Annotated in this window: 16 protein-coding genes; all 16 read right to left on the bottom strand. The window is 46.7% G+C overall.

Annotation, left to right across the window (positions count from 1 at the left end):
- Window positions 1–29: 29 nt before the first annotated feature.
- Window positions 30–3542, bottom strand: coding sequence for a hypothetical protein (locus ACK8P8_RS13125; RefSeq protein ID WP_369859697.1), 3513 nt, complete (start codon window positions 3540–3542; stop codon window positions 30–32).
- Between the two features lie 200 nt (window positions 3543–3742).
- Window positions 3743–5155 (bottom strand): TolC family protein, encoded by a 1413-nt coding sequence (locus tag ACK8P8_RS13120; RefSeq protein WP_369859696.1) that lies wholly within the window; start codon window positions 5153–5155, stop codon window positions 3743–3745.
- Window positions 5152–8283: an efflux RND transporter permease subunit gene (locus ACK8P8_RS13115; protein WP_369859851.1), complete on the bottom strand. Its 3132-nt coding sequence runs from the start codon at window positions 8281–8283 to the stop codon at window positions 5152–5154. Before ACK8P8_RS13115 ends, ACK8P8_RS13120 begins: the two co-directional genes overlap by 4 nt.
- 141 nt (window positions 8284–8424) lie before the next feature.
- The gene (locus ACK8P8_RS13110) at window positions 8425–9492 is read right to left on the bottom strand and encodes an efflux RND transporter periplasmic adaptor subunit (protein WP_369859695.1); all 1068 of its coding nucleotides are present in this window, start codon (window positions 9490–9492) and stop codon (window positions 8425–8427) included.
- A 42-nt stretch (window positions 9493–9534) separates the two neighbouring features.
- Window positions 9535–10725 carry an ABC transporter permease gene (locus tag ACK8P8_RS13105; protein WP_369859694.1) on the bottom strand — a complete coding sequence of 397 codons (1191 nt, stop codon included), beginning with the start codon at window positions 10723–10725 and terminating at the stop codon, window positions 9535–9537.
- A gap of 99 nt (window positions 10726–10824) precedes the next feature.
- Window positions 10825–11997, bottom strand: a complete 1173-nt coding sequence (locus ACK8P8_RS13100; RefSeq protein WP_369859693.1) for an ABC transporter permease — start codon at window positions 11995–11997, stop codon at window positions 10825–10827.
- A 9-nt stretch (window positions 11998–12006) separates the two neighbouring features.
- Window positions 12007–12996: an HlyD family secretion protein gene (locus ACK8P8_RS13095; protein WP_227215814.1), complete on the bottom strand. Its 990-nt coding sequence runs from the start codon at window positions 12994–12996 to the stop codon at window positions 12007–12009.
- A gap of 42 nt (window positions 12997–13038) precedes the next feature.
- Window positions 13039–14490, bottom strand: a complete 1452-nt coding sequence (locus tag ACK8P8_RS13090; protein WP_369859692.1) for a TolC family protein — start codon at window positions 14488–14490, stop codon at window positions 13039–13041.
- Window positions 14491–14565: 75 nt separating this feature from the next.
- A complete protein-coding gene (locus tag ACK8P8_RS13085) occupies window positions 14566–15168 on the bottom strand; it encodes a TetR/AcrR family transcriptional regulator (RefSeq protein WP_099291062.1) in 603 nt (200 codons plus the stop codon).
- Window positions 15165–15764 carry a TetR/AcrR family transcriptional regulator gene (locus ACK8P8_RS13080; protein WP_369859691.1) on the bottom strand — a complete coding sequence of 200 codons (600 nt, stop codon included), beginning with the start codon at window positions 15762–15764 and terminating at the stop codon, window positions 15165–15167. The genes ACK8P8_RS13085 and ACK8P8_RS13080 overlap by 4 nt, the downstream gene beginning before the upstream one ends.
- A gap of 146 nt (window positions 15765–15910) precedes the next feature.
- Window positions 15911–16270: a hypothetical protein gene (locus ACK8P8_RS13075; RefSeq protein WP_186974661.1), complete on the bottom strand. Its 360-nt coding sequence runs from the start codon at window positions 16268–16270 to the stop codon at window positions 15911–15913.
- Between the two features lie 8 nt (window positions 16271–16278).
- A complete protein-coding gene (locus ACK8P8_RS13070; RefSeq protein ID WP_369859690.1) occupies window positions 16279–16680 on the bottom strand; it encodes a VOC family protein in 402 nt (133 codons plus the stop codon).
- A gap of 223 nt (window positions 16681–16903) precedes the next feature.
- Window positions 16904–17701 (bottom strand): leucine-rich repeat domain-containing protein, encoded by a 798-nt coding sequence (locus ACK8P8_RS13065; RefSeq protein ID WP_369859689.1) that lies wholly within the window; start codon window positions 17699–17701, stop codon window positions 16904–16906.
- Window positions 17702–18583: 882 nt separating this feature from the next.
- Window positions 18584–19009 (bottom strand): type II toxin-antitoxin system VapC family toxin, encoded by a 426-nt coding sequence (locus tag ACK8P8_RS13060; protein ID WP_369859688.1) that lies wholly within the window; start codon window positions 19007–19009, stop codon window positions 18584–18586.
- Complete coding sequence (locus ACK8P8_RS13055; RefSeq protein WP_369859687.1) at window positions 19006–19371, bottom strand: DUF6364 family protein; 366 nt, start codon at window positions 19369–19371, stop codon at window positions 19006–19008. Before ACK8P8_RS13055 ends, ACK8P8_RS13060 begins: the two co-directional genes overlap by 4 nt.
- A gap of 362 nt (window positions 19372–19733) precedes the next feature.
- The gene (locus ACK8P8_RS13050; RefSeq protein ID WP_227216938.1) at window positions 19734–21116 is read right to left on the bottom strand and encodes an MFS transporter; all 1383 of its coding nucleotides are present in this window, start codon (window positions 21114–21116) and stop codon (window positions 19734–19736) included.
- Window positions 21117–21136 lie beyond the last annotated feature (20 nt).

Genomic DNA, 21136 nt, shown 5'->3' with positions numbered 1-21136 from the left:
CAAAAGCCCGTGTTAAAGTTTCTATAAAATCATTTATCCTCTATATATTCCCACTTGACGGCATCACCTAAAAGCACCTGATCCGCCTCCCCCTCGTCAGTCAGCACGACTTTACATTCGCCCGGAGAAAGCCGGTATCGTCCTAATAATATCCAACCGAATGTCCCGTCACACTCCCCGACAACCTCTTTTTCCTCATTGCCATTCGTCAAGGTATAATATTGTTTAAATCCGGCATCACTCCCTATTGTCGAGAACGCGGTCACCATGGAAAAACCGGCGGTTATACCTTTTCCTTGCTTTTCCTTATCGACTCTATAAGCACTCATCTTTGGCGGAATATAAGCATAAACATCATATTCGCCCTCCTTTTCGATCCGGGTAACCCACTCCATACTTGCACCCCCACCTTGCATCATAAAGGCATGAGTACGTTTGGAAAACCCGTAGGCACTCTCATTTTGCACGTATCCCGGTCGTACTTCCACTCCATCCATGAGCTGTATCGACCTATTCTGGCGCAGATATTTACTCTCCGGCTCCTTGGCGAACAAATCGCGTAACCGCTTCTTGGATGAAGACTGTATAATACGGAAACCCTCTTCCTCGTTATCTACCACGGTCACATTTTCACCGGGAAGAAAATAAGAGCGCCCGAGCTCTCTCTCGTTATCGCCGGTTTTATCATCTGTCGTACCCCCTCTCTCTCCACTCAGAGTTGTCGGAATATTCAAAGAAAGATTAGTATTCAAAGTAATCATACCCTCGTCAAAATTAGTCACGATCTCCTTCCCGCTCTTTGCTTTTATCAAATAATTACGAGTGATGGTAGACTCTTCCATTCTTCTTCCGAAATTCCAAGCGGAACCGCCGGAAGAGGGACGCCCCTCTGTCTTCCGGGCTTCGATAGATACCACCCCGTCCACATCACTATCATTAAAAATAGTAAGACGCACCCTCGAGGCACTGCCGCTCAATCCATCTATATACACGCTTCCATTACCTATAAGAGATAAAATTCTATTCATCTCATCCGCCTTTTCTTTATCTGCACCCACGGACGCCGCTTTAAAATCTTTTATCCAAAATTCAGGCAATCGCTTATTCGTGTACCAAGAAGGCAATACATCCCGCCAACGGACGCCAAATTCCCGTGCAAAGGTTTCATCAAACTGGTCGAAATCAATCTTTTGAAAACGATGTGTCGCGATATATCCATCCAAGAAATCGACGACCTGCTCTTCTGTCATATCTCCTAAAGCCAATCTCCTGACCAGCTCTTTTGATTTCATCCGTAATACACGAAACAAAACAACCGGATCAAGTTCTCCGTCATGGAAAGCCTCTTCAAAACTATGAGAAGAAAGGTAATTCAAAGCACGTTCTTCCGCCATCTGGCCGGAATAATCTCGTGAGCGACTCTTTAATATGTTCAATAATACCGCGTTAATAATCGGATAATCACCTGACCGGAAACAAAGCGAATAATCGTAAAACATAGAAGCGGCATAATACAAACTGTTGCGTGTCGAGTAACTGTTTCCTGCCACATTCTTAATTGCCGAAGGACCAAACCACCGCATAAGTATCTGCCCCCGATCATAATTCATGGTTGTGGCACTTGTCAATAAATTCGTTAACCTCCCATGAACCGTCTGCCGGAGTCTGTCCATCTCGGATATATTATCAAAACCGGCGACGGAAGCCAGCATCTTCATTGTCCTTTCCATTACCGCCTTGTGATCAGACCAAACCCCGACTCCCCGTTCCGGCAGAAAAACCATCTCGGGTTGGATATATTCACTCGTCCCTTTTTCCTGCCGGAAGAAACTCGCTAAAGTTATCGGCGTTTCAATCAACTTCAAACCGGAATAAGGATAAGAATGACGCATCTGATACTCGACAGTTTCCCGCATCTCCCGGATTAACCCGGGCAATGAATCAGACAACGCCTCCAAGCCCCTCAAAATATCATCATGCCCTTTGAAAAGATAAAGTTCATACCGCACGGAATCAACGGTTATCTCCCTTTTCTCGTAACCGCCGATACAAAGTGAAATTCCCAGCAATGGAAGGTGATTCGTGAAATGTAACCCGTTATCCGTTTTTTCCTCATCCCCTTGTGCAATAACCGTCCGTTCGCCCGGGTTCGATACTTGCAACGAATAGAACATGAACTCCGGAGATACGTCATACGGGTGAGCCGGATTCACTGGCGGTGTCGTTGTCGGATACCACAGACATTCCGGTGTCAGAAAAGTGAAATTCTTATCCAAAAACATGAACCTCTTTCCGTAGCGGCATTTCAAATAAGCATTACTTTCCTGCTCGAACACGATATCATCAGGCACTCCCAAGTAACATATCCGCTCGTCTATTCCACCCCGGTACACTACCGTCAGCACGATCTCCTCGTCAGGTTGCAATTCCCTTCGTACCCGAATCACTTGTTGCTCCCGCTCGAACGATAAATCCGAATCCCCCTTGATCGAAAGCACCTCCAAATCCGGGTTCAAATAAAGAATAACCTCCGGTAATGTTTCCCGTGTACGGTTCTGTATCAATAGAGTACTTTTCGCGCTCATTTCATCACCTTGTTGTTCGAAACGTATATCATGACGTGTCACGCTGCCTTTCGGCACGTTATTATATTTATTGTAAGTCTCCGTGTAAACCTTTCTCACGGAGATTTTTTGGGAGTGAAAAGAATAAACAAGACCTCCCGCCATAACACCCGCTATCATGCAAGCAATAGAAAGTCCCATCACGCGTACCCGGTTCACCGGACGATTGGAAAGTCGCTTGAACAAACACACCGTGAATCCGAGAAAACCGAAACCGACAAGCAACCAACACAACCGCTGTAAAAGATAACCGGTCAAATCCGAATGTCCCGTCACGCTCGAGAAAGTATTCGGCAAGCTATGCCCGAACGGGTCGAAAACACCTTGTCCCATGCCCCCGGCATAAAAAATCGTAAATCCGACAACCATCAAAAGGAGTAAAATACTCAAAGCCTGATTACGTACCCAAGTATGGATAAAGAAAGAGAGTCCAACCATGAAAATCAATGCCGGAATAATCAAAGTAACCAGATAAAACAAATATATCCACACGTTCATCGGGGAGCTACTGGCAAAAAGATGCAGCAAAGAACCGAAAAACAAAGATACAATCGCCATCACGGTAAACACCCCCGCGAACCCGACAGCCATGCCCAATACATACTCGGCATTACTCTCCGGACGATAATAGATCGTATCCATCGAATCCAGCTTCCTCTCCTTCGTCAGAAACATTCCCGCCAGAAATATCAACGGAATAGCCTGCAATCCCGCGAACAAATAAGCATTCATGTAAGGGAAAAACGAAGACAGGCTAATTAACCCGCTATTCGATAGCATAAAAAGATTCGACTGAATCAATATTTGGTATAAAATAATACAACAGAACGTCAGTAAAAAGAAGATTCGAAACAACCAACTCCGCAGCAATAACCTAGAGTTGTAAGCGGCAACCGTTCTCAAATTGTGAAGATTCATGATGACAGCATTTAAAAATTCTTATTAGCTCAAGAGCTTCGCGCACGTTTTCACAATGATAGGAAGAATAAAATACAATTGCAAGTAAATGAGCATCTTTCTTCATAAATCACGATGTACTCTTCTTGCATGATCACACGTTACTTTCCCCTTACACGGCTGTCAGCAATCTCCGAATCACGGAATCATTCAATCCAAAATCAGTTCAGTCTTCCCGTCGCCTTCAGATATTTCGTTTCACTCAATCTCAATTCGGCCTTAGCATCGATCCAATCGCTCCACGCCTTCTGCCATTGGGCTTGTGCTTCCAGATAATTGGTAATCGTTTCCATTCCCACCTCGTACTGGTTTTTGCTCACGGTCAGGTTTTCTTCCGCTTGACTCAAAGACTTGCGAGTCAGAGTCACCCTCGTTCGGGCATCCTCGATATTATAACGGGCACGGGCTATTTCCAGCAACATCAATTGAGTCATCTCCTCTTTTTTCAATCGGCTCATCTCCTCTTCTGCCTTCATCGCCTTGATTTTACCTCTTCCTTCACCCCAATTGTATATAGGAATCTTCAATGACGCTATTGCGGAAAAAGAAGAAACATCCGTGGACTTCCCGTTTAACGAGATACCCCCGTGATACCCGTATGATGCGGATACCCCTAATTCAGGCAGGAAATCGGAACGTGTCAAGGCAACCTCCCTGCTCTTCAACTCGACCTCTTTTTCCAACAAATTATATTCCGGGCGTCCTTCCACCCCTTCATTGCTGTCCAATACCCCCGGCGTCACGTTCTCCTGCAAAGAATCATTCACCAGCAACGCGGAATGAAGATCTATGCCTATCACCCGACAAAGATTCATACCCGACAAAGCTCTCCCGTTCTCCGCCTTTTGCAACATTAACTCCGCCTCATTCAGACGCACCTGTGCTTTCAGCAAATCGTTACGGGAAGCCATCCCCGTTTCAAAAGCATCCGTCAGGTTGCGCACCAGCTCGGATACCACCAATTTATATTTCCCGGCGGAAGCCACCAACTCCACCACCCGCAAATATTGCCAGTACGCCTCGTCCGCCTCGGTAATCACTTCCGCCCGACTGTACTCTTTATTAATCTCTGCCATTTCTTTACCGATAGAAGCCATACGGTAAGCGGAACGTACCTTTCCACCCATGTAAACGGGTTGTTCCAACATCACTCCCGCCGAATACGCCCCCCGCAAGCCTAATTCCAAATCAATATCCGGCATAAAAGCGTATTGATTAAATATCGGGGTCCCGTCCGGTCCAATCAACGGCTCGTTCGTCAACGGGTTCAACAAATAATTCGGCTTCAACGTCCCGTCCAATTGAGGCACGAATGTCGGCAAATACCCCCCGTCAATCGTGAACGAAGTCTTTTTCTGCATGTAAGCATACAAGCCCGTCGCCGAGATTTTAGGCAAGAAATTGGCTCGATATGACTTCTTGTCCGCTTCCGCCTTTTCCTCTTGCTTCACGGCAATAGCCATTTTCTTGCTGCTCTCCAATGCCATTTCCCGGCATTTCTTCAAATCCAGATGTACCTGTCCGAAAACCGAACTACAGGCAACCGACAACAATATTACTAACGCGTATCTCATAACTCTTTACCTGTTACTTTTTTATCCTTGAAAAATACGGCATACAACACGGGGATAAACACCAGCGTGATCACCGTCCCCACCAACAAACCGCCCATAATCGTCACCGCCATCGAGCCGAACATATCATCACCCAGCAACGGCACCATTCCCAGAATCGTGGTCAGCGACGCCATCATCACCGGACGGAAACGAGAAGAAGACGAATCGAGCAATGCCTGTGTCTGATCCTTCCCGGAAGCAATTTGCAACCCGATCTCATCCAACAGCACCACCCCGTTCTTAATCATCATACCGATCAACCCCAACGCCCCGACTATCGCCACGAAACCAAATTCCTTGTCACTGATCAACATTCCCAAAACGATACCGATTGCCGCCAAAGGCAAACAACAGAATATAATGACGGGTTTCTTGAAATCCTTGAATAACATGATCAATATAGCGATCATCAAAATTACCGCCAGCGGGATATTGGCAAACAAGTAACGCATGGAATCCCCGCTCGCCTTATGTTCTCCCAACCATTGCATCGCGTAACCCTCCGGCAACGCTATCGTGTCGATTTTCGCCAATAACAGCTTCCGGGCGCTCTCGGCTGTATACCCGGGGGCATTATTACATTGCGCCCGCAAAGCACGCTGCCCGTTATAGCGACGCACCACGGGATCTTCCCACTTCATCGTGATTCCCCGCGTAGCTTGATTCAACGGAATCGAACCGATCGTCTGTGACAACAAATCTTCACCCGAAGTCGTCCCCATCAACAAACCTTTCAGCGTTTCTTCATTCAAAGCGGCAGTCGAGGGCAACATACTCCACACGGGAATATTATCCAAGGCTTCCACCTTCTCGCCCTTGCTATCCAGACTCTTCAGATAAATCGGTTTGGCATGCACCCCCTCGTAATACGAGCCGATAGGCATTCCATCCGTGGCGGAAAGCATGGAAAGTCCCACGTCCGAACGGGAAAGACCAATCGCTCGGGCAATAGGCTGGTAATAATTCACCATCAGAGTCGGCGTCATCGGCTCCCAATCATTCGTCACCAGCATCACCGCGGGTTCATCCCGCATGATCTGCTCCGCCTTCTCCGTCAACTCCTTCAACACCGCCGGATCAGGTCCCGTGAACATCAACTCTATCGGGTATTTCTTGTACATCAGGTTATACCGCTTCATCCGCACGTAAGCGTCCGGATAATTCGCCGTGAGATAATCCTGTATCTCCTCCATCGTTTCTTTCAACGCCTCCGGGGTCGTGTAATCCACGATCAACTCCCCGTAACTCATCGACGGTTCGGCAATAGACCGTACCAGATTGTAGCGGGCAGGAGTACCCCCTATACTCGTCGTCACGTGTGTCACCTCGGGGCGGTTCATCAAATAGTCCTCGACCTCCGCCAAATCGGATTCCACCCGCTCCACTCTCGTGCCCTCCGGCATCTTGAATTCTATATATAACTGCGTGTAACTCAAATCCGGGAAAAATCCTTGCGGGATATACCGGTACAGGAAAGCCGTGATCGCCAGCAACACCACAACCACCCCGATAGCCATCGACTTGTGCCAAAGCATAAAAGAAAGGAATTGCCGGAACAAACGATATATCTTACTGTCATACAACTGCTCTCCGCTCTTCTTGGCTTTTACCTTCAAAGAATGATCCGCATGAATCGGTATATGCGTCAATGCCAGCACCCAACTCAACAACAACGACACCGCCAGCACGATAAACAAATCCCGCACGTATTCCCCCGTCGTATCCGGGGATATAAATATCGGGAAAAACGCCAGTATCGCTATCAACGTGGCTCCTAACAAAGGCATTGCCGTCTTCTTCGCTATATTCGTCAACGCCGCCGGACGCTTCACTCCCCGTTCCAGATCGACAAGGATACCGTCTACAATCACGATCGCATTATCCACCAGCATCCCCATCGCCACGATCAAAGAACCCAACGACACCCGTTGCAACGTCCCGTCAAACAAATAAAGCACCACGAAAGAACCTAGCACGATAATCACCAACCCGGTACCGATAATCACACCGCTCCGGAATCCCATCGTCAGCATCAGCACCAGAATCACGATAACCACCGACTCGATCAGGTTAACCATGAACACGCTTATCGCGTCATTCACCCTGTCCGGCTGAAAAAACACCTTGTGGAACTCAACACCCGTGGGAATCCTCGATTCTTTCAGTTGTTCCAGTTCCCGATCCACCTTCTTTCCCAGACTCACGATATTCCCGCCTTTCTCCATGGACACGGCAAGCCCGAAAGCCCTTTTTCCGTCATAGCGCATCTCGTTGCGGGAAGGTTCCTCGTATCCTTCCGTCACGCTGGCAATATCCCGCAAGCGCAACTGATCGTCCTCGTGTCCCTGTATAATCAGATTCTTTATATCCTCTACCGAATGATAACTATCATTGACCGCCACCCGCAAACGCTGATCCCCACTGTTAAAATAACCGGGATACACCGTCTTGTTCTGGTTATTCAACGTGGCAAGCACCTCCATCGGATGCACGCCGAGATTTGCCATTCTATCCTGCAAAATCTCTATATTGATACACGCCGTCCGGTTCCCGTAAATCTCCACCCGACGCACACCTTCCACTTCCTGCAATTCACGTTTCACCAGTTGGGCATAGTCCAACAATTCCTCGTCACCGATACCGTCCGTCGTAATCGCGTAAAACATCCCGTACACGTCACCGAAATCGTCCATCACCACGGAAGCCCGTGCCCCATCCGGCAATTGCGCCTGCGCATTAGTAACCTTGCGGCGCAAAATATCCCATTTCTGTTCCAACTCATCCGGTCCCACGGTACTCTCCAACTCCACCGTAATCATCGACAAATCAGCCATCGACTTCGACTCTATACTACCGATAGCCCCCATCGAACGGATGGATTTTTCCAACACGTCCGTCACTTCCAATTCCACCTGATGCGCCGAAGCCCCCGGGTAAACCGTCACCACCATAGCTTGTTTCACCTTGATTTCCGGGTCTTCCAGCTTACTCATCGAGATAAAAGCAAAAATACCCCCAATCACCAGCACGGCGATAAAAAACTTCACCAGCGCCTTATTATTCAATGCATATTCCGCGAGATTCATCATATTTTGTTGCTTCGCAACGTTTAAAGTTCATAAAGTTTATAAAGTCCATAAAGTTTATAAGGTCAATGGGCACCGCGGGACGCTTTGTTCACGGCAGCATAGCTGCCGAATCTTAAATCTAAAATTTTAAATCTAAAATTAAAGCAGTCCCCCCACGTTCGTCTTCGATACCGGCTTCAACAACTCCACCTGCATCCCCTCCTTCAAACTATGCACACCTGCCGAAACGACAATCTCACCGGGAACCAATCCCTCGGAAACGATCACTTCACCCGTCCTCAATAACTTCTTCAACTGCACGGGACGTTTCTCCACGGCCTGTTTCCCCGGATTATACACCCACACGGAAGCCTGTCCGTTATCCTCGAAGATCGCGGACAACGGCATAATCACCAGTGCATCCATGTTAGGATTATAACTTATCGTCACGTTCACGCTCATTCCGGCAGCAATATCCAACCCCTCCACCGGCTTCAGACGCAACCGCATCCGGTAAAGCTGATTCAAATTAGCCTTTCTCGTGATTTCTATCAATTCAAGAGGAAACTCCTTTCCCGGAAATACATCTATCGTGCAAAAAAACTCCTTAAACTGATCCTGCCGTACAAAATCACTTGACGGAATATCAATCTCCACGTCAAAATAATTACTGTTAATCATCGACACTACCGGATAACCCGCCGCTACCGTTTCATGCGCGTCATAATATTTATGCTGTACATACCCGTCAAAAGGAGCCGTCAGACGCGTATCCTCCAACGCATTTTTATGCGCGTTATACTTCGCCGTGATCTGGTTGATTCCCGACACCGCCTTGTCATAGTCATTCACTGGAACACTTCCCCGCCGGTACAGTTCCATCACCCGCCCGGCTTCCTCCTTCACCTGCTTATACTTCGCCTCGGTCGCCGACAACTGTATCTCGTAATCCCGAGGGTCTATCCGCGCAAGCAACTGACCTTTTTTCACAAATGCCCCCACCTCCGGGAACACGTTTTTTATAGGACCCGCTACCCGAAATGACAATTTCACCTCCGAGGCAGCCTTAACCTTCCCCGGATAAACAACAGACAATTCTCCCCGGTAATCTCTCACCGTATCGGCTTTCACCGTTGCTCTCGTACGCTCTTGCCCGGACTTATTATTCCCGCAAGCACACAACAATAAAACGATCCCCAGCAGGGGAAGCACAACACCTTTCATCATCTTTTCATTTAAACGTTCAGAGCCAGTATCTTTCTGCCCTAGTTACGAAATTACTAAATCTTTTTTATTTTTTAGCTTTCTATACTCTATTTTATACAACAAACATGCCACAATAAAATAAACCGCCACTAAAATCCACAATCCCCAGAACTCCGGCAACACCTCTGACAAGGTGGCACCCGTGTTATTAATTTTCACGAAACCGTCTATCCCGAACGACGAGGGAAACAACTTGCCGAACCATACCCAATACTCCGGGATAGCCGACTTCGGCCACGAGATCCCCGAAATAAACATCAACGGTACCGACGTGAATACAAATATCAGAAACGGCATTTCCCGTTCCCGGCTCAAGAATGACATCGCGATCGCGAAAAAGACACACGCCAACAAGAACGGGAACAAAAACAACATCAATTCCCCCCGTTCCCCGATCTGTGTCATCCCAAACAAACGGGGCACGATAAAAAATACCCAATACCCCATGACAAAATAAACCGGGAGATAAGCGAACGCCTTACCCAACACTACCCGCGCGGGACGACAGAAATGACATCCCACGGGCAACTGGCTTCTTTTGCGACGCCTGTCCCGTTCCGTCCCGGCAATCGTTCCCACTCCCAGCAACAAAGATTGTTGAATCACCAGAATCAATACCGCCGGAATCAGGAAAGAAGTAAAACCACCCTGCGGATTAAACAACTTCACGTCCTGAATCTTCACGGGCGACGCTTTAATCTCTTCCGTTATCTTCGTGGCATACTCCATACCCCGTATCTGGATATCCTTACTCATTTGCAAAGCCACATCCGTTGCCGCCATAAGCAAAGCCTTGTAATTCAACAAAGCCCCCATATCACAGAACAGCGACACGTGCGCCTGCTCCCCGAGAGCTATATTCTTGCTAAAATCCTCCGGTATCTCCAGAACCCCGTAAATATCTTTTTTATACATCAAAATCTTCGCCTCTTCCATATCCGCACAACGTGCCACGACATCCACGCTTGCCGTCGCGTCCCAGTTCCGGATAAACTCCCGACTCGCCGCCGACTTCGAATGATCGACCACGGCAACAGGCACCTCCCGTGCGATCTCGTTACTATAAATGAACGTGTACACGATCGGGTAACCCAACGTCAACGCCACAAAAAACGTCAACACGGCATGATCCCGAAAAATCGAGTAAAACTCCCGTTTGAAAACGTAATATATATCTGTCCAAAAAACCATCATTCCATTTTAGATTTATGATTTATGATTTTAGATTTCAACCTGCAACTTACCGCAGGCAAATGCAACCTGTAACCTGCAACCCGTAAGCCGCTCCGCGGCTTACGGCATATATTTAAACTCCAACAAATCCAACTTCAATTTCGGCAGGATAAACAGGGGCAAAAACAGGAACACTACCAATGCCACGTAATTCTGCCATGAATAGATCATCGGTATACCATTCAAAGCTTGATCCACGTAAATCAAAAAATAGTGACGCATCTGGAAAAGGTTAGAACCGATCTGCGCCAATTCCGGCATCGAACGTACCGGATACGTGAAACCGCAAATAGAGAATGACAACACTCCCCACAAGGCACATACACTCAATGCTATCCGACTGCGCCGACTAATCCCCGTCACGAACAACGCGAAACACTGCGCCGAAAGAATCATCAACACCATCGCCAGAAACATCGGGAAGTAACCGCTATTCAACGGGAAATGAGCGTAACCGTACAGGATAGACAGATACAACATACCCATAATCGTGAAAATAATCGCCTGCGGGAGCAATTTACCCAACAACGCCACGACAATCGAGTTGTTCCCGACACTCAACCACTCCCTCGAAGTCCTCTGCTTAATCTCCTCGCTGATACTATACACCGTGGTAAACATCACGAACATACACAGGAACGCGGGCAACAGGAAATTCGCCAGATAAATGGCGTAACTCAACCACGGGTTATTCAACGGGTGGGTATCCAACACCACCGGCATCAACTTCGCCGTCAACACGGGTTGATTCTCCCCTCGTGCCAACAATAAAGTTTGTTGCACCGCCCCGTTCGCCAGATTCGCCTGCATACGCATATCCTTGTAGAGCAGCGAACCCGCCAAAAAGTAGGTATCATTCGTGTAGAACGACAACACGGGTTCGCTCCCCGTCGAGGCATCCCGCCGGAAGTTCGCCGGGATATAAAATATCCCGTACACATCCCCCCGTTGCAAAGCCTCCCTCGCCTCACTGAAATTCGCCGACCGCATCACCACATCCGTCTGGGCAAAAGCATTCAGCGAACGCACCAACGAACGTGAAGTCGTCGTGTTATCCTCATCCACGACCGCCACGGGCAACTTCTTCGGCAACCCGTCCTTCAACAAATCCATGAAAAACAAAAAACAAAACAGCGGGGCAAAAACCATCACGAACCAGTAAATCCGATGCCCTGCCAGCATCCGAATCTCCCGCTTCATCAGCGCCCCCACCGCCTTTATATTTTCACGCATAGTTCAATTTTAAATTTTTTTTAAAACGCTCATCCCCGGCCTCAGCCCTTCCACCTTCTCCATCGGCACCGCCTTCACCTCAAAGGTCTTCGCGTCATACTGTCCGGTTGTCTTCGTCGCCCGCCAAGCGGCATAAGTTCCCATATTCTTCAAATAAGTCACTTTCAAACGAACCTCTTTATCCCCCAACGCCGGAATATAACCCGTGAACTCGGCACCCATCTTCAAATCTCCGAGCAAATCCTCCCGCACGTTAAACACCACCCACATATCCTCCAAATCCAACACGTTCATCACCGGAGAACCCGTTCCGACCAACTCACCCACTTTCGGGTAGCGTTCCGAAATCTCCCCGTCAATCGGGGATACCAAAAAAGTTTCCTTGATATAGGAACTCACCTCCTCGACTGCCCCTTTCGCCCGGTTTACCTGAGCCTCGGCAGCCATTTTATCTTCTTTCTCCGCCCCGTTTCTAGCCATTTCGTACTGGGCTTTAGCCGCCTGTTCGGTTGCCAGCATAGCTTTATAATTAGCTTCCGCCTCATCCCGTTTCTGGGCGGACATCACCTCACCCTCGTACAACTTTTGCACCCGTTCATACGATTTCCGGGCAACCTCAAGAGCCGCCTGTGCTTTCTTCCAAGTTTGATAAGCCATCGCTTTTTGCTCCTCCCGGGCACCTTTCTGAGCCTTATTACTCATCGCTTGGGCTGCATCCTCCGCCGCCTGTGCCTGACTCAACTTCGCCAACACCTCCGGACTATCCAGAATCGCCACCGTGTCCCCCTTCTTCACCCGGTCGCCCTCGTTCACCAGAAACTTCTCGATTCTCCCCGGCACCTTACCGGAAATCCGAACTTCCGTCGCCTCCGCTTCCCCTTGTATCACCTCCGGCACCGGCTCCCAGAATATAAATCCAAAAATAGCCACTAAAAATACGATAATCACAATCCCTGTGAACATCAATACCTTCCCGCTAACCTTTTTTTCCTCTTTCATAACTTCCTTATATATTATAATCTCTCAATCAAAAATCTAAAATCATAAATCCAAAATTCCATACGCTTTTTCCAAATAAACCTTACACAACCTTGCCTCAATCCTCGTGTCTATCAATTCGGAATTAGCCGTCAGCCATGCCGTCTGTGCTTCCAGCACATTCAACACGGGAATCGTACCCTCTTTAAAGCCAAGGTTAGCGAACTTCAGATTCTCCTCCGCGCGTTCCAGATTCTTCTCCGCCATTTTCAACTTCTTCGCGACCTCCTTCATCTTAAACTCCGCTTGATTCACCTGCAACTCTATCTGTTCCTTCGCTTCCTCCAACTTGTAATTCATAACATTGGTCTGTGCTTTCGCGTTCCGCAGGCTCTTGCGGGAAGCCCCCCAATGAAAGAGCGGTGCTTTTATTCCCACTCCCACGCTCCACATTCCCTCGAACTTACTACGCACCCCGTCATAAAAAGAAGGCGTACTGCTCAAGTAATTTGCCGTCAGTGCCACCGTCGGCAAATACTCTGAAAGCACAATCTTTTCCTTTTTCTTGTATATATCCGAGGCAAATTGCAGGCTCGCCACTTCCGGGCGACGGCTATACACCTGTTCGAGAGATTCCTCCGGCACCATTTCCACTTCCGTTTCGGTCATTTCCTCTTGCAACGCCACGATGGTATCCGTCGGCAAACCGCAAATCTGGTTCAACAACATCCGGGACAAACTCAACCCGTTATCCACCTTCGTCTGCACCATCTCCCCCTCGTTCAACTTCACCCGCACCGAAAGCACGTCCGCTTTCGTCGCCACTCCCGTCGAGTGCATCAATTCAACATCGTTCACGAACTTCTGCAACGTCTGCACGTACTTGTCCGCTAACTTTTTCCGGTTAACCAGCGATATAATCTGCCAGTACGCCTCGTCGGTCGCCAGAATCACGTTCTGCATCTCCTGCGCGCGCTTGCTTTTCGCCAATTGCTCGGACAACCCCGCTATCTGGTTATATGCCCTAATCTTTCCGCCCATGTACACCGGCTGCGTCACCCCCACCTGCACGATTCCCAAGTTACGGGCATCCACGGACATCGCCTCCTTCGGCAGAAGGGCGTAATCCTTCGGCACGTACTGCCCGTTCACCATAACCGGCTTACCGTCCGCACCGACCATCAACTGATCCGGACGAAACGTGAACTTCCCGTCCGACCCGATAGTCCCCACGGGCAAATGCGCGTCTTCCGACAAAAGATTAATCTCTTTCTGGTTACGCAGGTACACCCCCATGGCATCAATGCCGGGCAAATATTTCGTGAAAGCCTCGGCCTTTTGTGCCTCACTCGCTTTCACCTCCTCGTCTGCAATTTTCAGTTTTTTGTTATTCTCCACCGCCAAGCGTCGGCAATCCTCCAAACTTAACACTTGCTGCGCATTCGTTGCCAATGTAAAGCTCAGAAAAACAACACTCCAACCGATTCCTAATTTACATACTGTAAACTTTTTCATCACCTTATCGTTTTTATTTTCCTCTTTCAATTCTATCAGTTTTTATACTTTTCGGTATGTTCTTTTATAAAAATCTCACCCCACTTTCACGAGCGAATAAAGCTGCTCGTACTGGTAACGCACGGACGACAAAGCGTAAGCTATATCTTGATGCATGACCACGTAATGAATCAACCCAACGCTGATATTCAGCAAATTCTTTGCCAAAATAGACGTATCCACATCATCCCGTATCTCTTTATTTTTCTTGGCCTCCAGAATCACCCCTTCCAACTTCGACATCCACGAGATTTTCGTGTTACTCACCATCTGTTTAAACTCCGGGTAAAGCGAAATCACCTCCACCATCAGCGACAGGCACAAAATCTCCGGGATATCGCTATCAAACCGCTTTGCCCCGTAATTCTCTATCTCCAGCAAATTATGTATCGTCAAATCAATAAACTCCCTCAAGGAATGTACACGCCCAATCTCCTCCGCCCTCCGGCAATTCAACATCCGGTAATACCTCGTGACACCTTCCTTCAATACCTCCTCCTTGTTCAGAAAATGATAATAAAAAGTACCTCTCGTCATCCCCACGGCTCTTTCCAAATCCGTGAGAGTAACCGCCTTGTATCCCTTCTTGAGGAACAACAGGAAAGCGGTCTCGATAATGGTATCCCTCGTTCCGTTCATTTTTTTATCAACATATAATATTGCTCGAACTGCATCCGCATATCGGAAAAGACATACTGCAAATTCGGCTCCTCAAATTCAATATTCAACATACTGCTCGACACCGACATCAAGTTACGCGCCAACACCGAAGTATCCAGCGTTTCCCGAATCTCCCCCTTTTGCTTCGCTTTCAGAATCACGCGCTCCCAGTGTGTCAAACGAGTTTTCGACAACGTGTAAATCCGTTCCCTGAAAGCGGGAAACAACGGCGCCACCTCCAGCACAAGCTGAAAAAACAACACTTCCAGAATGAAACACCCGAAAAACTTCTGCGCCAAATCGGCACCTTCCTCCTTGTTCCGGATTACCAAATCAATATACTCCCGCAACGTCGCCACCCGCTCCGCATCCTCGTCACTCTCCTCCCGCATGATACTGAAATAACGTTCGATTCCGGCCTCCAGCATCTCCTTCTTATCCTTGAAATAATAATAAAACGCCCCCTTCGTCAACCCTGTCGCCTGCTCCAAATCTTTCAAAGACGTACCTTTATACCCCCGGTTCAAAAACTGGAGTAACGATTTTTTCACTATTTCATCCCGAAGTTCAGCCATAAAACTATTTGTTACTCTTTGCAAAGATAAAGATAAAAATTGAAAGATAACTGTAGTACGTTAAAAGTACAAAAAGTGTTACCAACGGGATATAGCAACTTAAAAGAGAAGAACTCTTTTTTGGGGCGTGTCAATCTAATCCGGTCTTACTCCACGGTTACCTTAAAACGACATTTTTCCGCACCCCCCAAAACGGTTTCAATTATTTCCACACTGATATTTTTATCGGGCAACGAATTTCCGATAATATACAATACACTCTGGCGTGAACATTCGCAATGTGACACGTCTTTTATTTTTCCGCTTACCACTTCCAGACAAACACACGCCGGGTAACCAATTTCATAAACGTGTCCTTCTTCAATTATTTCCGCGAAAAGCCATTCCGTATTCCCGTATCGTTTATACTGTTCGTCTAAACAACAGCCACATTCTTCAAATTGCTTTCTTTGCATTGGCAATACCGTATCCTTGACACAATGTATCGCCTTATCTCTATAATCCAACAATAACCCTATTTAGCATGAAGAGGAGTATAAAGCTCTATTAAATTTTCCTCCGGGTCACGAAAATGAACCACACTCATTCCCCACTCAGGCATATCGGTCGGCTGATTGACAAATTCGATTCCTTTCAATAGAAGCGCCCGATAAGCATCCTCCACGTTTTCCACCTCAAAAGATACCATTGATTTTTCACGATATCCCACGGGCTGTTCTTTATCCGCGTTACCCACCGCCGGAGCCATATCATCAGATACAAATATAGCAAACCCTTCTATCCCATCGGCTACTTTGAACGAAGCATAACCACTCTCATTGTCCCCCCAAAGAGGTTCAAAACCAAGTTTTTCCGTGTAAAACTTGAAACATTTCTTGTAGTCTTTAACTAACAATCTTACCCCTGCAAATTTCATATCATGTAGTTTCTTGAAATTAGTTTACTCGATTTGACATTCAACATTTAAAATTTCGAACACTCCTTTTCTGTCATCGATAATAAAGTTTCAGGAGCATGTACTGACAAAGATAAGCGTTTATAAGTTTCTTGCAACAATACCCGGGATTTATATTTCCCTCTCCTGCAAAATTAAAAAACTGACATCATACTTGATTAACACTTCCACAAAACCAAGTTCATCAATTCTCCTTACGGCATTTACCGGCATCCCGTAATATTCTTTCCATCTTCTTCTCCATGTAACAATTCGTGATATGCCAACAATGCTCATCAAGCCAAAACCTGTTCGCCTCACTAGCTCCAGGATTCAAACCGTAATCTATGCAGCCGAAATCTACAAACCAAGTGACATCCCGGAACAAGCGGTTCAATTCTTTCGCAGACAAATCATTGTAACAACACTTCACGGTATGAATCTTTTCCGCCCCTTCGACAACCCGCAATTTTTTCAACCTGTTGAAACGGCAAGCGAGCGTGTGCAACTTGAAACAACGGGACAAATTCAATTCCGTCAAGTAATTGCAATCACATTCCAACCCCATCAAACCGGGGCAGCCCGACAAATCCAATTTACGCAAATTGTTACAAGAGCATTTAAGGTAATACAAACGCGGGCTATCGCCAAGATACAATTGCCTCAGACCGCAATCTATACAAAAAAAATGACCTAAATGAACGCAATACCGAAGCCTGACACTCGTCACGGGGATATGCTCGATAATGAATTCCGATAACTGCTTGGCGGAAACAGTCACCGTGACCACGCGATTAACCCCGCGGTACGAGTGTTCACAATAGGGTCTTTTAGGTGTCCGCCAGTAATCCGAATCCTCAATACCCGGCTTGGGTGTGGCGTAACGCTCACTGCTCCCGTCACCCCAATCCACGACACACTCGTCCGCGTACACGTAAAATCTTATTTCCTTGGTTTTTCGCGTGTTGACGACTATCTCGATTTTTTCTTCCTGTTGTTCCATACTTCATTATTTAAGTTAGTAAAAACGGGAGAGGGCAAAACGTCATACCCTTCTCCCTTTACGCGGGTGGTAGTCGCGTATGGCTCCCGCGTTCCTGTATTCTAAGCTTGTCAAGGTATTACCTACCGGTTATTCCCCTCTCTCGTTTTCCAAAATAAGGAAAGGGGAGGAGCTAACTTTCCCCTTTCCGGGTACGGGCTCAAGCAGCTGGTTGCAAACATTGTAAGTTCAATTTAAAACCGCACCCATTTCTTTTCTAATTTGTCTACATTGTTGAAAAACAACCTGATGCTAAAATCATCCGGTTATCCAGTATTTATATTTCAGCCGGAACTCAAAAAAAACTCCGGACTGAACAAGTCAACCCGGAGCTGTAGTGTAACGGCATGGAATTGACTTAATCGTGTGAAATAGGAACGTCGCCACGAAAAAGCAACCCCACACCGCTATATTATATATCCATAAAGAATATACGAATACAACGACATGAGTGTTGCAATCCCGTTCCCTGCGACTAATCGTCTTGAATCCTATTTCATGGAAACGCAAATTATAACCTCAACATCGTAAACAGGACATCATCGGCGGCTCCCCGCACAGTCCATAATACAAAGATAGAAAAAAATTTCAATTCTTTTACAACTCTCGGCACAAAATTATATTCCTGTATACACGTGAACAGCCCTATACCTCACATAAAGAAGCTGTTCTCAATATCAAAATCACGGTAAAGAGCAACACGTTTATCTCCACACGACCTGACAATTAACTGAAATTAACAAAGAGAAAATACCCGATGGCATTGGAATTCTCACCCCGTGTTCTAGTGTTAAACTAAATGAATTAGAGCCGGTTTCTTTTTTTCAACATCGAATTCAATACTTAAAACGCAAATCCTTTCAAAAACTCCTCAGGCGAAAATACAGGAAGATCGGATTGCACAAAATCCTTTACATTTCGAGTAATAATAATATCACACCCCGACTGCACCGCCGCATAATGCTGCATAGCATCTTCAATATCACGAAACCGAGATGTCACGGAAAGGCTTTTTCTTACCGTACGTTCATCTATCGAGGCTATTTCCACGATTGAAGAAAACTGACGTAAAACAAGATATATTTCTTCATAACTCAACTTCCTTTCAAGCAAGTAAGCAGTAGTTGAAAACGAGATTGCGGCAACGACTGCCGAACATTTACCTAAATCTACCAACGAAAACAATTGTTTGGCTGTATCATAAAAAGGTTCCCGCTTAGCCAACAAATCCACCATTACATTCGTGTCAATAAATACTTTCTGATTCATTTATATTTCTCCTCTAAATATTTACGATAAGCCTCTCTTTCGTCAAAATCCAAGGACAAATTCAAATCCACGCCTAAACTTTCTATAAAAGGAGTGATTTTAATTTGCTTATTTCCTTCTTTTGATTGACTGATAAACTTTTGAATAAATGCTTCCACAATCTCATTCAAACTTATATTTTTCAATCGAGCCTGCCGCTTAGCCTCTCGCAACAAGGCCGGATTGATGCGCAAAATATCATCCATAATCGGTCCTCCTTTTTTTTCTTTTAAGTGCTTAAGTAACAAAGATACGAAAAAATCCATATTTCCCGAACAAACACCATTAAAATATTTACAGCGCAGATTCACGTTTATCTCCACACGACCTGTCAATTAACTGAAATTAACAAGGAGAGAACAGTTCTGAAAAAAGTATTATCATGTAATCTAAGTTATACTTCCCATATACCAACTCCCATTCATCTCCTATTCAACTCCCATTCAACTCCTATTATAAAGGTAAAAGAATAGGAATTGAATAGTAAATAAATTGAGATTCATTTATCGCTAGTATTTAGTAAAACTATCTATTATATTAATTATTAACCTATCTTATACAGCTAATAGAGAGAAACACTACGATTAACCGTCCGTGACACAAGCCATAACCATGAATATCACGAAAACAAAAAACGCCTCCCGCGAAAGCGGAAGACGTCTTGTATCTAATTGGGAACAATTCCTTATGCCACAGCCTTTTTGGCATCCATGCGCCGTACCACCCGACCGTAAATAATCAAGGCAATAGCCGACACCAAAGCGATAGCGGCAAAATAATACCATATATAATGCGCATTAGCCGAAGCGGCAGCCCATTCTGCCTCGCTGCTGAACAAAGCTCGATCAGGACAATACTTGCTCAAGAGGAATCCCGACAACCCGAACCCGAAAATGGATGACAAAAAGGAATGCAGATGGCTAAAACCGAGGTACATCCCCTCCTCCCCTTTCGGTGCCTGTAACGAGAAATATTCCAGAAAACGGGGAGAAATAAACACTTCCGCCAATCCTTGGAACACGATACCTACTATCATCATAAACGCCACCGGGTGCAGCCCGAGGATTTCCCCGCCTCCCAACATATTCCCAGACGCCATGCACAAGGCGGAAACGGGCATGATAAACATACCGCAGGTCATCGAGAACAAGGCCGATTTCTTCCGCATCAATGAAGTTACCAGATTCACGGTCAACACGACCACCAGCGGGTTCACGTTAGCGTACCAACCGATGGCACTCGCCTCTCCCGCCAAGCGCGTCACGTATTTCGGCATCGTGGCGTACAACTGGTGTTGCACCATCCAGAATCCGGTGATAATCAAAATCAGCACGATCAACCGCCCGTTGGAACACACTTTTACCAAACCCGTCCATATCTGCCGGAAAGTTTTCCCTTCCCCGGCGTGTTTATCACTCTTGTAAAACAAATAAATCGCTATCAAAGCCAGAAAAGTCATCGCCGCCGAGAAATAATTCAACACGATCATTCCCTCGTGCCCCATGGCATCCCGTAAGGGAGTCACCAGCACTTTACCGGAGAACGCCCCGATATTCACCATCCCGTAAAAAATAGCGAACCCGCGGGCACGGTTTTTCTCGTCCGTTTCCTTCGCCACCGTACCGGAGATCACGCTCTTGATAAACGAGCCCCCGACGATAATCAGTATCATAACCGGAATAATCCCGTAACGATAACCGCTTTCCTGCAACCCCGTGAACTTGGTCACGTAGCCGTATTCAACCAACCCCGTCGTGGACAGGAAACTCGGGAACAACCCCAGCCCCAAATACCCCAGCGACAACAAGGCAAACGCCAACAACATTGATTTCCGGAAGCCGATCTTGTCGGCAAGAGCCCCCGAAAATGTCGGCAATAAATACAAACAAGCGGAAAAAACTCCCGCGATCGTGGCAGCCTGAATATCCGTGAAACCCAGCACGTTGCTCAAATACAACGTGATCACGACAAATACCCCGTAATAGGCGGCACGCTCCAGCAACTCTACCGTGTTGGCAACCCAAAACGCTTTACTAAACTTTACTCTCTCTTTCTTTTTTGTTGTCACACTCATACAATTAATTTATT

The organism is Butyricimonas muris (assembly GCF_046365375.1).
GTDB lineage: Bacteria > Bacteroidota > Bacteroidia > Bacteroidales > Marinifilaceae > Butyricimonas > Butyricimonas muris.
The sequence above is the reverse complement of the archived record's forward strand: the minus strand, read 5'-3'. Positions and strand labels throughout refer to the sequence as shown.

Coding starts and splice junctions, on each gene's coding strand:
- ACK8P8_RS13115 (WP_369859851.1), bottom strand. CDS start 8,283: ATGAATCTCGCGGAATATGCATTGAATAATAAGGCGCTGGTGAAGTTT.
- ACK8P8_RS13100 (WP_369859693.1), bottom strand. CDS start 11,997: ATGCGTGAAAATATAAAGGCGGTGGGGGCGCTGATGAAGCGGGAGATT.
- ACK8P8_RS13125 (WP_369859697.1), bottom strand. CDS start 3,542: ATGAATCTTCACAATTTGAGAACGGTTGCCGCTTACAACTCTAGGTTA.
- ACK8P8_RS13060 (WP_369859688.1), bottom strand. CDS start 19,009: ATGAATCAGAAAGTATTTATTGACACGAATGTAATGGTGGATTTGTTG.
- ACK8P8_RS13070 (WP_369859690.1), bottom strand. CDS start 16,680: ATGAAATTTGCAGGGGTAAGATTGTTAGTTAAAGACTACAAGAAATGT.
- ACK8P8_RS13090 (WP_369859692.1), bottom strand. CDS start 14,490: ATGAAAAAGTTTACAGTATGTAAATTAGGAATCGGTTGGAGTGTTGTT.
- ACK8P8_RS13065 (WP_369859689.1), bottom strand. CDS start 17,701: ATGGAACAACAGGAAGAAAAAATCGAGATAGTCGTCAACACGCGAAAA.
- ACK8P8_RS13110 (WP_369859695.1), bottom strand. CDS start 9,492: ATGATGAAAGGTGTTGTGCTTCCCCTGCTGGGGATCGTTTTATTGTTG.
- ACK8P8_RS13105 (WP_369859694.1), bottom strand. CDS start 10,725: ATGATGGTTTTTTGGACAGATATATATTACGTTTTCAAACGGGAGTTT.
- ACK8P8_RS13080 (WP_369859691.1), bottom strand. CDS start 15,764: ATGGCTGAACTTCGGGATGAAATAGTGAAAAAATCGTTACTCCAGTTT.
- ACK8P8_RS13120 (WP_369859696.1), bottom strand. CDS start 5,155: ATGAGATACGCGTTAGTAATATTGTTGTCGGTTGCCTGTAGTTCGGTT.
- ACK8P8_RS13095 (WP_227215814.1), bottom strand. CDS start 12,996: ATGAAAGAGGAAAAAAAGGTTAGCGGGAAGGTATTGATGTTCACAGGG.
- ACK8P8_RS13085 (WP_099291062.1), bottom strand. CDS start 15,168: ATGAACGGAACGAGGGATACCATTATCGAGACCGCTTTCCTGTTGTTC.